The sequence below is a fragment of the Thioalkalivibrio sp. HL-Eb18 genome, assembly GCF_000364985.1.
GTDB lineage: Bacteria > Pseudomonadota > Gammaproteobacteria > Ectothiorhodospirales > Ectothiorhodospiraceae > Thioalkalivibrio.
In genome coordinates this window covers 55,723-68,453 of the sequence record NZ_KB822968.1, presented here as the reverse complement: position 1 = coordinate 68,453, position 12,731 = coordinate 55,723, and the positions used below count along the sequence as shown (strand labels likewise).

Below are 12,731 nucleotides of genomic sequence, written 5' to 3'. Positions count from 1 at the left end.
GCCCCGGCTGCCCCGCCTTCACCGATGGAGGAAACCACCATGCACAAACCTACCGATTGGGCCGGGATGATACCCAGCCGGCCGTTGAAGGCCCGCCAGCCGGAGACCACCACCGGCACCCCGTCCACGGCTTCCACCAGCAATGCCGGTGGCGGCTTTGAAGGGCTGGCCGCCCGGACGTACCGGGCCCGCCGTGACGCGGCACACGGAGCTTCTGTGGAAGCGACAGAGCCAAGCGCACCCATTGCCACGGGAGCCGACCAGGGACAGGCCCTGGCAACGCTGGCCACCCGAACCTACCAACGGCGCGCGGCGGACCGGGCCGCATTCCGTGAACGTGCCGAGGACGAAGCGTTCCGACTGGCCACGGAGCGCGGCCCCGATGGTGTCGGGGGACCCTGGGGCGACCGATAAGCCCTGCGGGGCGTTGAGGCGCGATTTAGCTAAAAATTCTGGAACATTACATGGGCAACACAAGGTGTTGATTTATGGCGAAAAACTCGGGTAACCCGCTGAATCTACGGGAGTTGTCGGAATTGACGGGCAAGGGTTTTCGCACCATCCGTGCTGCCCTGGAGAACCTGGAGCCCATGGAGGACCGGGGACGCGGCGGCATCTTCTACGACAGCCGGGAGGCGCTGCCCCTGATCTACAACGGTGGCGGCGCCGATGACAGCGACGGCGACCTGGTGCTTGCCCGGGAACGGGCCCTGCTGGCGAAAGCCCAGCGGGAGCGGATCGAGTTACAGACGGCTGCAGAATCCGGGCGCCTGGTGGACAAGGCGAAGGCCAAGCGACTGGCGGCGGAGCTTGCCATGGCGCAGTCGAAACCCTGGACGCAGTGGCCCGCCCGGGTCTATGCCGAGATGGCCGCGGAGTTGGGGGTGGATGGGGTGAAGCTGCACCAGGTTCTGGATGAACACGTCCGCCGGCAGCTGGAGGCCGTCGCAACTGCACCAATGCACGCCGCGAAGGGTGGTGCGGAACTGTCACCGCCCTGGAACGGAGAAGACGACGAGGTGTTGGACGATGACGACGAACCTGAACTGTGAGCCGATCCGCCTGGGTCTGAATCTGGCGGCGGACGAATGGGACACGGACATGGCCGACCTTGCCGCCGCGTTCCGCCGAGGGCTGAGCCCGCAGCCTGATCTGGCGCCGGAAGCCTACCGCGTCCTGGATAGCCTGCGGGCAAGCATCTGCGCAACCAGCGACGCAGACCTGGCGGCACTTGCGGCCCTGATTCAAGAGGACCCAATGGCGGCCCGCCTGCGGCTGCTGGACGCGATACAGGAAACTGAGACAGCGGCCCGGAAGACGGCGGCCAACTAACCCAGCGGCGGGGGGTTGTTTCACGGCTGGCAGTGCCCCGCACCACCCCTTTGAACTGGCGTTCTCCGGGGGTGGTTTCCTCTCACTGCCAGCCACACCACGGGGGAAAGTTGGTTGCTTCGGCCCCCGACCTTTGGCCCCCGGCTGGTTGCTACCTGGCCGGGGGTCTCTTTTTGCCTGGCCACCGTGGCGTGGACAGCACCGCCCGGACGGGCCATTCTTTCACCGGCGGCCGTGCCAGACTTCCAGCTGGCGGCGGGCGGTCGCCACCCTGGCCGGTCCTGTGCCGGGATGGCCCTTTTCGGCCAACAGCTCCACGTGAACGGAAATTCCGCTTAAGCTGCTATGGGGGAGGTTGAAAGTTTGCTAGGCTTCGGGTCAACACAGCATGTGCAGGCGGGAGGACAGAATGGACCCTGATCGGGTACCAGTGCGGCTCAAGCATGACCCCATCGTGGAAGCGTTGTGGGAGATTCGCTTTTCGTCTGAGACGCCGTCTGTCTCCGATCTCTTGCCCGGGCTGATTTTTCAGAATCTGAAGAGGCAGTATTCTCGCATCGAGAAGTTGCCAGTCTCCCAGTTGCCTGCCCCCGTTCTTCAGTCTGACCCCTCGTTGCGCTACGCGCCTCAGGTTCGCTTGGTGGGGCCGAAATATTCTGTCCAGGTTGGCAATAAAGTCGTTTCACTCAGTTGCCCGGCTCCGTATAGCGGATGGGAGCAGTTTGAATTCCATATTTTAGAGTTGGCCGATGCCCTAAAAGAAACCCAGTTACTCGATAAGATCGAGCGCTTTTCCTTGAAGTATGTTGACTTTATCTCCTTTGATGAAAGTCCTTCCTTGGATTGGATTCGATTTGACCTGAAGCTTGGTGCCAGATCCCTTTCGAATAATCCAATTCAGCTTCGGACCGAAATTCGCGAGCGGGATCTTCTCAAAATTGTTCAAGTTGTCAATCCGGCTAACGTTCGGATGGAAAAGGGCGAAAAGAAGAGCGTCAGCAAAAGCGGGCTTTTGGTCGATATAGATACGATCGACGATAAAAGTTCGTCTGATTTCTGGACTGAGTTCCCAAGTCGGCTTAAGCACGTCCATGATGAGGGAAAGAAGCTCTTTTTTGAAATACTTTCTCCAAGTACGCGAGAACGACTTGGACCTGAATACTAAATGGAGGGAGCGACCATGAGCCAGGATACCTATTTCAGTGGAAACGGGACATGGTTTGGCGGCTATGGTGGCGCTGCCTCGATGGCTGTATTTGCGGCCATGCTTGCTGCGCCTGGAATTGTCGAAGCTGAGCCAGTTGAATCCGAATCCCGATACGTTTTCCCCCACGCTGGATCCAGCACCCTTTCCGGTCTGGTCGAGTTCGAGCAGGCGGAGGACGTAGAACTTTACAGGCCACGTACGGAGCTTGGTCGTAAATTGGTGGAACTGCGACAGAAAGCGATTTCTGAAGGCATGGATCTCTGGGACGCAGACAGAATTGCCTATGAGGTTCGGGAGCGGAGAGGGGAAATTTGAGGCATGTCCTCGGCGCGTCGGCTTTACTTGGATACCGGGGTGCTTATTTCTGCATTCAGAGGTGAGAGCGATCTGGCGAACCGGGCACTAGAGGTTCTGGATGACCCAAATGTCTGTTTGGTTGTGTCTGAGTACGTAGATTTGGAGGTGCTCCCGAAGCCCGTCTTCCACAGAATGACGGAGGAAACGGAGTTCATGCGTGCAATTCTCGACGCTTCAGAGCGTGTCGAGTCTACAAGCGCGATTCGGGAAGAGGCGTTCAACCTGGCTTGCGCCTACGGACTGGGTGCATTGGATGCTTTGCATGTGAGTGCGGCGGTGGCGGCTGGCGTGGAAGAAGTCGTTACCTCGGAGAAGTCCACTAAACCGATTTGCCGTGTGAAAGAGGTGTCTGTGCGCTCGTTGTATGATGAAGGTTGATCGACCTACAGTCCATCGCCGTTGCGGAGCCAATCGAGTACAAGGCCGCTCAATACCGCGATCAACATCCCTATCGCAATCACCCCAGCGTAGCGAGTAATTTTTCGGGCGATCCACCTGGTGCTTCCGACTGTCCAGTGATATTCGGGGTGCTCAGGCGGCAGGAAGCGTTCGCCGTCTCGAAAAACGCCAAGCTTCCAGCGCAACAACTGCGCGTTATCTTGCCCGCCGTACCACCATCGGCGGAGGGCGACCCGAAACCGCCACCACTTGGAGTGCTTATGATCGGCCCGGATGGGCGTCTTTGGGTCCTCGGCCTCAGTCATCGTCCTGCCTGGAGGCCGGGCTATGAGTGGAAGGCCGCGGGCTGCTTGAAATGGTGTGCTTGGTGAAGACCCCATACACGTGGCCGCAAGAATCGCAATACGCAACTTCAAACCACGGGTCGCCGGCTTCTGAAATTTCCTGGCTGGAATCTGAAACGATGTGATGAAGGCCTGAGACGGCACACTTCGGACAGGTCGGTTCGGCCATGGTGGCTCCCTCCCTTTTTGTCTTGATGCTGCGTTTGTCGAAGGCCGCTTCCCATGTGCTTCCCGGGACTTCGTGGCGGCTGTTGCTCGGCTTACTAAATCCCTATATGTCTTTGTTTTATATGGTGGGCCCGCCAGGACTCGAACCTGGGACCAAGGGATTATGAGTCCCCTGCTCTAACCAACTGAGCTACAGGCCCGTATTCGGGGAGGGTACAAACGACTGCGGCGCCATTCTACCCGGAAAGGGAGAGATGGCGCCGCATCGGCAGGGCAGGTTCCGGCCGTTCGGCCGGGACGCCGGTTATTCGGCGTCGGTGTAGGTGCGCAGCAGTTCGGCGCGGGTCGGGTGACGCAGCTTGCGCAGGGCCTTGGCCTCGATCTGGCGGATGCGCTCGCGGGTGACGTCGAACTGCTTGCCGACTTCCTCGAGGGTGTGGTCGGTGTTCATGTCGATGCCGAAGCGCATGCGCAGGACCTTGGCCTCGCGCGGGGTCAGCGTGGACAGGATCTCGCGGGTGGCCTCGGACAGGCTCTCGCGCGCGGCGGAGTCGGATGGCGAGGCGACCTTCTCGTCTTCGATGAAGTCGCCCAGGTGGGAGTCTTCGTCGTCGCCGATCGGGGTCTCCATGGAGATCGGTTCCTTGGAGATCTTGAGCACCTTGCGGATCTTGTCCTCGGGCATCTCCATGCGTTCGGCCAGCTCTTCCGGCGTGGCCTCGCGGCCCATCTCCTGCAGCATCTGGCGGGAGACGCGGTTGAGCTTGTTGATCGTCTCGATCATGTGCACCGGGATGCGGATGGTCCGGGCCTGGTCCGCGATGGAGCGGGTGATGGCCTGGCGAATCCACCAGGTGGCGTAGGTCGAGAACTTGTAGCCGCGACGGTATTCGAACTTGTCCACGGCCTTCATCAGGCCGATGTTGCCTTCCTGGATCAGGTCGAGGAACTGCAGGCCGCGGTTGGTGTACTTCTTGGCGATGGAGATCACCAGGCGCAGGTTGGCCTCGACCATCTCCTTCTTCGCGCGGCGGGCCTTGGCCTCGCCGATGGACATGCGGCGGTTGATCTCCTTGATCTCGGAGATGTTCAGGCTGGCCTCGTGTTCGATCTCGGCGAGTTTCTTCTGCAGGCGCACGATCTCGTCCTCGTGCTCGGCCAGGGCAGTGGTGTACTTGCCCTTGGCCTTGCAGGCCTGCTTGATCCAGTCGAGGTTGGTCTCGTTCTTCGGGAAGCTGTCGATGAACGACTTGCGCGGCATCTGCGCCTGGTTCACGGCCAGTTCCATGATGCGGCGCTCATGGCTGCGGATGCGGTCGATGGTGCCGTGCAGCTTGGTGGTCAGCTGGTCCACCATGCGCGGCACCAGCTTGAACTCCATGAAGTACTTGGCGGTGGCCTCGCGCGCGGTGGCGTAGGCCTTGCGGTCGCCCTTTTCGAAGGCCTTGTGCGCCTTGGCGTGCAGCTTGCGCAGCTTGTTGAAGCGCTCGCGCGCCTCTTCCGGGTCGGGGCCGGTGTCCACCGGTTCGGCGTCTTCTTCCTCGGCGTCTTCGACCTCTTCCACGATCGCGTCCAGCTCCGGCGAGGCCTCGGCGGCCGCGGCCTTCTGGGCTTCCTCGGCCTTCTGGGCGTCTTCCGGGGAGACCAGCCCGCGCGCGACGGCTTCGCCATCCAGCGGGTTCTTCGGGTCGATGAAGGAGACCACGAGATCGGTCAGACGGCCGTTGTTCTCGACGATCTGGTCGTACTCGCGGATCAGGTGTTCGATCGCGCCCGGGTGATGGGCGAGCGCGAACAGGACCTGCATCAGGCCCTCTTCGATACGCTTGGCGATGCGGATCTCGCCTTCGCGGGTCAGCAGTTCGACCGTGCCCATCTCGCGCATGTACATGCGCACGGGGTCGGTGGTGCGACCGAAATCGGAATCGGCCGAGGCGAGCGCGGCCACGGCGTCTTCGGCGTCCTCGTCGGCGGAGACGGAGCCATCGGACAACAGCAGGCTGTCGGCGTCCGGGGCCTGCTCGTGCACCGCGATGCCCATGTCGTTGATCATCGCAATGATGTCCTCGACCTGGTCGGAGTCGATGATCGAGTCGGGCAGGTGGTCGTTGACCTCGGTATACGTGAGGTATCCCTGCTCCTTGCCCTTGGCAATCAGTTCCTTGAGCTGGGATTGTTGCTCTTCACGGTTCATGGACGTCGTACTCCGAGGTGCCTGGGTCGCTGAATGGGTCGTAGAAAAATCAATCCTACATTGTAGCAGAAGATTCTTATATTGCCGGGATTCGACCGCCAAACCCTCTGCCGGGTCGCGGAAATCCCGACAAGAGATCTGGGGGCAGGTTTTTCGATTTCAATGAGTTACGGCCTTCGATGGGCGCGCTTCGGGGGAGCCTAACCGGTGTTTGTCTTCTGCAGTAATGCAGTAAGACGCGCGAGTTCCTCGCGTTGTTCCGTAGCGAGCCCGCCGTCTGCGCGAGTGAGTTCACGAATCCGCGTGCGTGCCTGCTGCAGCAGGAGCTGGCGGGCACAGTCCATGGCCACCTGCTGGGTCACCTTCGGGTCGCCATCGCCAAGTTCCCGGGCGGCCAGGGCCTGCAGGCGGTTGAAGTGGCGATCATCACGGAAGCGTTCCAGCAGGTGGGCGCTGCTGCAGCCGGGGCGCTCTTGCAGGGCCTCCAGCAGCTTGCCCAGCGTTTGCGCGGCGGTGCCGGGGAAGGCCGTGAGGTCGGCCAGTTCGGACTGGGACCACTCGAGCTCGGGGTGTTGCAGGATACGTGCAAGCAGCGCCCCCCACAGGGCGGAGGGTGTCTCCCGCGCGGCGCCCGCCGGCTCGGCGGATGGTGCCTCGGGAATGTCCGTGGGTGCGGAGGCCGGGCCCGTCGCACGGACGTTCCCGTCCTCGGCCTCGCGCAGTTGCTCGCCCAGCCGCTCCGGGCTCAGGTGGGTCTCCTGGGCGACACGCTCGACCAGCTGGTCGCGGAACAGCGGGTCACGGGTGGTGGCGACCAGCTTCATCGCGGCATGCGCGAAGCGGGTGCGGCCTTCGGCGGTGTCGGTCGGGTGTTCCTCGCGCAGTAGCCGGACAAGCGTCTCGGACAGGGGCAGGGCACCGGCTAGCCGTTCCTCCCAGCCGGCGAGGCCATCGCGGAGGACCAGGCTGTCGGGGTCGTCGCCCTCGGGCAGGAACAGTACGCGCACCTCGCGCAGGCCCTGGATCGCGGGCAGGGCCTCGGCCAGCGAGCGCCAGGCCGCCCGGCGCCCGGCGGCGTCGCCATCGAAACACAGGGTGATGCGCGAGACCTGGCGGAACAGGCTGTCCAGGTGGGCGCGGGTCAGGGCGGTGCCCATGCAGGCCACCGCGCGCCGAAAACCGGCGCGCGCCAGCCCGACCACGTCCATGTAGCCCTCGACCACGACGATGTCATCCAGCCGGGTGCCGGCCTTTCGCGCCTCGAACAGGCCGTAGATGGTCTGTCCCTTGTGGAATACCTCGCTCTCCGGGCTGTTCAGGTACTTCGGCTCGCCGTCGTCGATCAGGCGCCCGCCGAAGCCGGTGATGCGCCCGCGCCGGTCGCGGATCGGGAACATGATGCGCGCGCGAAAGCGTTCGCGGATGCCGCCGTCGTCGCGCCGTGCGGCCAGGCCGGCATCCACCAGCTGCTGCGGGCTGAAGCGTGGCTGGAGTGCCTCGATCAGGCCCGAGGGCGGGGCCCAGCCGATCTGGTAGTCGCGGGCGGTGTTGCCGTCAATACCACGGTTCTTCAGGTACTCGACGGCCTTCGGCGTCTGGCGCAGCTGCTGCACGTAGTATTCGGCCGCCGCGTTCAGGGCCTCGTACAGCGGCGCGTGAGCCTCGCGTTTGTCGTCCCCTCCGGCCTCGCGCGGGACCTCGAGTCCGGCCTGCTCGGCCAGCTGCTCGACTGCCTCGGGGAAGCTCAGGTTCTCGTACTCCATCAGGAAGCTGATGGCGGTGCCGTGCGCCCCGCAGCCGAAGCAGTGGTAGAACTGCTTTTGCGGGGAGACATAGAACGACGGCGTCTTCTCGCCGTGGAACGGACAGCAGGCGGCGAACTCGCGCCCGGCCTTCTTCAGGCTCACGCGGCGCTGGATCACCTCGACGATGTCGCTGCGCTCAAGCAGCTCGTCGATGAATGCCTGGGGGATGAGACCTGCCATGGTGTCGCCGGCTATTCCTCGGGGGTGTGCTCGTCGTCAGGTTCGCATGATAGCCCAGCGTTGGGCCGCAACACGTCATGGCTGGGTGTTGCGCCCGCCGCGGCGAGCGACGGGCGAGTCCCGGTGGTCTCCGGGGCGGATGCCGGGGTTGCCCGTGGAGATCGCCACGTCGCGTCGCTCCTCGCGATGACGGGTTTTTCGGGGCTGCAAATAAAACGGGCCCCGTGAGGGGCCCGTTTCAAGGTTCCGCCGAAGGGCGGGTCAGGCGGCCTGGCGCAGGTTGGCCAGCAGGCCCCGGAGTTCGGAGGCCTTGGGCTTCACCAGCCAGAACGAGCCCTGGTAGTGGTCGAACTGCTCGAGGATTTCGCGACCCCAGGCGCTGTCGGTCTCGTGCACGAACTCGGTGATGAGTTCCTCCAGGTAGTTGCGGTGCGCCTCCATGTCCTCGGTGTCGAGGCGGTGCAGGTCGATCAGCTCGTTGTTGATGCGGTCCGGGAAGTCGTTCTCCCGGTCCAGCACGAACGCGAAGCCGCCGGTCATGCCCGCGCCGAAGTTGATGCCGGTATTGCCCAGCACCACCATCACGCCACCGGTCATGTACTCGCAGCCGTGGTCGCCGATGCCTTCCACCACGGCGATCGCGCCGGAGTTGCGCACGCCGAAGCGCTCGCCGCACTGGCCGGCGGCGAACAGCTTGCCGCCGGTCGCGCCATACAGGCAGGTGTTGCCCATGATGGTGGTGTCCTGGCTGGCGAAGCTCGAGCCCTCCGGCGGACGGATCACCAGCTTGCCGCCGGTCATGCCCTTGCCGACGTAGTCGTTGGCATCGCCTTCCAGGTACAGGTGCAGGCCGCCGGCGTTCCAGACGCCGAAGCTCTGCCCGGCCGTGCCCTTCATGCGCACGGTGATCGGGGCGTCGGACATGCCCTGGTTGCCGTGGCGCTTGGCGATTTCGCCGGACAGGCGCGCGCCGATCGAGCGGTCGGTGTTGGCGACGTCGAAGTGGTACTCGCCACCGGCCTTGTTTTCGATCGCCTCGAGCATCGTCGCGACCATCTTCTCGGCCAGCTCGCCCTTGTCGAACGGCTCGTTCTTCGGCTCCTTGCAGAAGCGCGGCTTGTCGTCGAGATCGCCGCTGGCCAGCAGGCCGTTCAGGTCCAGGTGCTGCTGCTTCGGCGTCTCGCCCGGCAGGATCTCCAGCAGATCGGTACGGCCGATCAGGTCCGTCAGGCTGCGCACGCCCAGCTTCGCCATCCACTCGCGGGTCTCGCGGGCGACGAACTGGAAGTAGTGCATGACCATCTCGGGCAGGCCGATGAAGTGGTTCATGCGCAGCACCTTGTCCTGCGTGGCCACACCCGTTGCGCAGTTGTTCAGGTGACAGATCCGCAGGTACTTGCAGCCCAGCGCGACCATCGGGCCGGTGCCGAAGCCGAAGCTCTCGGCGCCTAGGATCGCGGCCTTGATGACATCCAGGCCGGTCTTCAGGCCGCCGTCGGTCTGCAGCCGCACCTTGTCGCGCAGGTCATTGCCGCGCAGGGTCGCGTGGGTCTCGGTCAGGCCCAGCTCCCACGGGGTGCCGGCGTACTTCACCGAGGTCAGAGGACTGGCGCCGGTGCCGCCGTCGTAGCCGGAGATGGTGATCAGGTCGGCGTAGGCCTTGGCCACGCCGGCGGCGATGGTGCCGACCCCGGCCTCGGAGACCAGCTTCACCGAGACCAGCGCATCCGGGTTGACCTGCTTGAGGTCGAAGATCAGCTGCGCCAGGTCCTCGATGGAGTAGATGTCGTGGTGCGGCGGTGGCGAGATCAGGGCCACGCCCGGATTCGAGTAGCGCAGCTCGGCGATCATCTTGTTGACCTTGTGCCCCGGCAGCTGGCCACCTTCGCCCGGTTTCGCCCCCTGGGCGACCTTGATCTGCAGGACCTCGGCGTTGACCAGGTAGTGCGGAGTCACGCCGAAGCGGCCGGAGGCCACCTGCTTGATCTTGGACATGCGCTCGGTGCCGTAGCGGGAGACGGCCTCGCCGCCCTCGCCGGAGTTGGAGCGCCCGCCGAGGCGGTTCATCCCGGTGGCCAGGGCCTCGTGGGCCTCCGGCGACAACGCGCCCAGGCTCATGCCGGCGGAGTCGAAGCGCGGCAGGATCTCGGCCTCGGGCTCGACCTCGTCCAGATCGATCGGCTCGATGTCGTCGCGGACCTTCAGCAGGTCGCGCAGCACGGTCACCGGGCGCTCGTTCACCAGGTCCGCGTATTCCTGGTACACGCCGTAGTCGCCGGACTGCACGGCGCGATGCAGGGTCTGGATCACGTCCGGGTTGTAGGCGTGGTACTCGCCACCGTGGACGTACTTCAGCAGGCCGCCCTGGCCGGCGCTCTTGCGCGGGTTCCAGGCGCGCTTCGACAGCGTCTCCAGGTCCGCCTCGATGTCGGCGAAGCGGGTGCCCTTGATGCGGCTGGTGGTGCCGGTGAAGCAGGTGTCCACGACCTCGTCGGCCAGGCCGACGATCTCGAACAGCTGGGCGCCGCGGTAGCTGGCGATGGTAGAAATCCCCATCTTCGACAGGATCTTGAACAGGCCCTTGTTGATACCGCGGCGGTAGTTCTGCGCCAGGGTCAGCGGGTCCGCGTTCGGGATCTCGCCGGACTCGCACATGCCGTGCAGCGCGGAGTAGGCCAGGTAGGGGTAGATCGCGGTGGCGCCGTAGCCGAGCAGCACCGCGAAGTGGTGCGGGTCGCGCACGGTGGCGGTCTCGGCGACGATGTTGGCGTCGGTGCGCAGCTTGGCGCGGATCAGCGCGTGATGCACCGCGCCCACGGCCAGCGCGGCCGGGATCGGACGGCGTTCCGGGTCGATGCTGCGGTCCGACAGCACCAGCACCACGGCACCGCCGCGTACGGCCTCGACCGCGTTTGCGGTCAGGGCTTTCACGGCGTCTTCCAGGGAGCTGGCATGGACGTCGTAGTTCAGGTCCATGCGCTCGACGCGGAAAGCATCCTCGGTCTGGTTGCACAGCTCGCGGAACTTGGCCTCGGACAGCACCGGGGAGTCGGATACCAGGCGGTGGGCGTGGTCCGGGGTCTCCTCGAACAGGTTCTGCTCGCGGCCGAAGCAGGTCTCCAGCGACATCACAATGCTCTCGCGCAGCGGGTCGATCGCCGGGTTGGTGACCTGGGCGAACTGCTGGCGGAAGTAATCGTACAGCGAGCGGGTGTGACGGGAGAGCACCGCAAACGGGGTGTCGTCACCCATGGAGCCGACCGCTTCCTGGCCGGCTTCGGCCAGCACGCGCAGGATCTGGTCGCGCTCCTCGGAGGTCACGTCGAACAGTTTCTCGTAGGTCTCCAGGCGCTCGGGCGGCATCGGCTCGCCCGAGAACAGCTGGTTATCGTCCAGCTGGCTCTTCAGGTGCTTCACGTGGGCGCGCAGCCACTGGCGGTAGGGCTGGCGGGTGCGGTTGATGCGGTCGATGTCCTCGGGCTGCAGCAGCTCGCCGGACTCGGTGTCCACGGCCAGCATCTGCCCGGGCTTCAGGCGGCCCTTGGCGACTACGTCCTCCGGGGCGTAGTCGTACACGCCGATCTCGGAGGCCAGGGTGATGTGGCGGTCCTTGGTGATCACGTAGCGCGCCGGGCGCAGGCCGTTGCGGTCCAGGGTGCAGGCGGCGTAGCGGCCGTCGGTCAGCACGATCCCGGCCGGGCCGTCCCAGGGCTCCATGTGCATGGAGTTGTATTCGTAGAAGGCGCGCAGGTCGGAGTCCATGTGCGCGACGTTCTGCCACGCCGGCGGGACCAGCAGGCGCATCGCGCGGAACAGGTCCATGCCGCCGGCCAGCAGGACCTCCAGCATGTTGTCCAGGCTCTGCGAGTCGGAGCCTTCCAGGTTCACCAGTGGCTCCAGCTCGGCCAGCTCCGGCAGCTTCTCGGTGGCGAACTTGTGCTGGCGCGCGACCGCCCAGTTGCGGTTGCCCTGCACGGTGTTGATCTCGCCGTTGTGGGCGAGGAAACGGAACGGCTGCGCCAGGCCCCACTGCGGGAAGGTGTTGGTGGAGAAGCGCTGGTGGAACACGCAGATCGCGGTCTCCAGCTCCGGGCGCTGCAGGTCACGGTAGAACACCGGCAGGTTCTCTGGCATCACCAGGCCCTTGTAGGAGACCACGCGCGCGGACAGGCTCGGTACGTAGAACACCGGGTCGTCGCCCATCGCGATCTCGGCGCGGCGGCGCACCACGAACAGTGCGCGCTCGAAGTCATCGCCGTCCATGTCGGCCGGGGCGTTGATGAACACCTGCAGGATGTGCGGCTGGCTCTTCAGGGCCTCGGCCCCGCACGCGTCTTCCGGGTTGACCGGGACCTCGCGCCAGCCGGCCAGTGTCAGCGGGCCGCGCTCGATCGCGCTCTCCACGGTGGCCCGGGTCTCGGCGACCTTGTCCGGGTTGATGAACACGATGCCGGCGGCGAAGCGCTCGGCCAGCTCGATGTTCGACTCCGAGGCCAGGGTGCGCAGGAAGGCCTCGGGGGTCTTCATTAGCAGCCCGCAGCCGTCGCCGGTCTTGCCGTCGGCGGCGATCGCGCCGCGGTGGGTCATGCGTTCCAGGGCCTTGATCGCGGTGTCCACCACCCAGTGGCTGGCCACGCCGTCCATGTGCGCAATGAGGCCGAAGCCGCAGTTGTCACGCTCGAATTCGGGGCGGTAGAGGGTGCCGTTCAGTTGGTTCTGTCGCATCGGTGAACTCCGGTCACGGC

General features: G+C 64.7%; 10 protein-coding genes and 1 tRNA gene. 6 read left to right on the top strand and 5 right to left on the bottom strand.

Going from position 1 to position 12,731, the window contains the following annotated elements:
* Positions 1 to 39: 39 nt before the first annotated feature.
* The 6 genes from F813_RS0108210 (at position 40) to F813_RS0108185 (ending at position 3,274) form a co-directional block, all read left to right on the top strand.
* Positions 40 to 414 carry a hypothetical protein gene (locus F813_RS0108210; RefSeq protein ID WP_017926185.1) on the top strand — a complete coding sequence of 125 codons (375 nt, stop codon included), beginning with the start codon at positions 40 to 42 and terminating at the stop codon, positions 412 to 414.
* Positions 415 to 488: 74 nt separating this feature from the next.
* Positions 489 to 1,052: a hypothetical protein gene (locus tag F813_RS13805; RefSeq protein ID WP_017926184.1), complete on the top strand. Its 564-nt coding sequence runs from the start codon at positions 489 to 491 to the stop codon at positions 1,050 to 1,052.
* On the top strand, positions 1,030 to 1,332 hold the full coding sequence (locus tag F813_RS0108200) for a hypothetical protein (RefSeq protein ID WP_017926183.1): 303 nt from the start codon (positions 1,030 to 1,032) through the stop codon (positions 1,330 to 1,332). Before F813_RS13805 ends, F813_RS0108200 begins: the two co-directional genes overlap by 23 nt.
* 409 nt (positions 1,333 to 1,741) lie before the next feature.
* Positions 1,742 to 2,497 (top strand): TIGR04255 family protein, encoded by a 756-nt coding sequence (locus tag F813_RS0108195; protein WP_017926182.1) that lies wholly within the window; start codon positions 1,742 to 1,744, stop codon positions 2,495 to 2,497.
* Positions 2,498 to 2,512: 15 nt separating this feature from the next.
* Complete coding sequence (locus F813_RS13605) at positions 2,513 to 2,854, top strand: hypothetical protein (protein ID WP_155995122.1); 342 nt, start codon at positions 2,513 to 2,515, stop codon at positions 2,852 to 2,854.
* Positions 2,855 to 2,857: 3 nt separating this feature from the next.
* Positions 2,858 to 3,274, top strand: coding sequence for a PIN domain-containing protein (locus F813_RS0108185; protein ID WP_017926180.1), 417 nt, complete (start codon positions 2,858 to 2,860; stop codon positions 3,272 to 3,274).
* Positions 3,275 to 3,279: 5 nt separating this feature from the next.
* Here F813_RS0108185 and F813_RS14445 read toward each other — a convergent pair whose 3' ends face one another.
* The 5 genes from F813_RS14445 to gltB all read right to left on the bottom strand — a co-directional run bounded on the left by F813_RS14445 (position 3,280) and on the right by gltB (position 12,711).
* Positions 3,280 to 3,600, bottom strand: coding sequence for a hypothetical protein (locus F813_RS14445; RefSeq protein ID WP_017926179.1), 321 nt, complete (start codon positions 3,598 to 3,600; stop codon positions 3,280 to 3,282).
* A 330-nt stretch (positions 3,601 to 3,930) separates the two neighbouring features.
* Positions 3,931 to 4,007 (bottom strand) — tRNA-Ile (locus F813_RS0108175).
* Between the two features lie 104 nt (positions 4,008 to 4,111).
* Entirely contained in the window at positions 4,112 to 6,001 is a 1,890-nt protein-coding gene (rpoD, locus tag F813_RS0108170) for an RNA polymerase sigma factor RpoD (protein WP_012981677.1), read from the bottom strand.
* 200 nt (positions 6,002 to 6,201) lie between these two features.
* The gene (dnaG, locus tag F813_RS0108165) at positions 6,202 to 7,986 is read right to left on the bottom strand and encodes a DNA primase (RefSeq protein WP_017926178.1); all 1,785 of its coding nucleotides are present in this window, start codon (positions 7,984 to 7,986) and stop codon (positions 6,202 to 6,204) included.
* A 261-nt stretch (positions 7,987 to 8,247) separates the two neighbouring features.
* Positions 8,248 to 12,711, bottom strand: coding sequence for a glutamate synthase large subunit (gene gltB, locus F813_RS0108155; protein ID WP_017926177.1), 4,464 nt, complete (start codon positions 12,709 to 12,711; stop codon positions 8,248 to 8,250).
* Positions 12,712 to 12,731: the final 20 nt, after the last annotated feature.

Coding starts and splice junctions, on each gene's coding strand:
- F813_RS13605 (WP_155995122.1), top strand. CDS start 2,513: ATGAGCCAGGATACCTATTTCAGTGGAAACGGGACATGGTTTGGCGGC.
- gltB (WP_017926177.1), bottom strand. CDS start 12,711: ATGCGACAGAACCAACTGAACGGCACCCTCTACCGCCCCGAATTCGAG.
- F813_RS0108200 (WP_017926183.1), top strand. CDS start 1,030: ATGACGACGAACCTGAACTGTGAGCCGATCCGCCTGGGTCTGAATCTG.
- rpoD (WP_012981677.1), bottom strand. CDS start 6,001: ATGAACCGTGAAGAGCAACAATCCCAGCTCAAGGAACTGATTGCCAAG.
- F813_RS14445 (WP_017926179.1), bottom strand. CDS start 3,600: ATGACTGAGGCCGAGGACCCAAAGACGCCCATCCGGGCCGATCATAAG.
- F813_RS0108185 (WP_017926180.1), top strand. CDS start 2,858: ATGTCCTCGGCGCGTCGGCTTTACTTGGATACCGGGGTGCTTATTTCT.
- F813_RS0108195 (WP_017926182.1), top strand. CDS start 1,742: ATGGACCCTGATCGGGTACCAGTGCGGCTCAAGCATGACCCCATCGTG.
- F813_RS0108210 (WP_017926185.1), top strand. CDS start 40: ATGCACAAACCTACCGATTGGGCCGGGATGATACCCAGCCGGCCGTTG.
- F813_RS13805 (WP_017926184.1), top strand. CDS start 489: ATGGCGAAAAACTCGGGTAACCCGCTGAATCTACGGGAGTTGTCGGAA.
- dnaG (WP_017926178.1), bottom strand. CDS start 7,986: ATGGCAGGTCTCATCCCCCAGGCATTCATCGACGAGCTGCTTGAGCGC.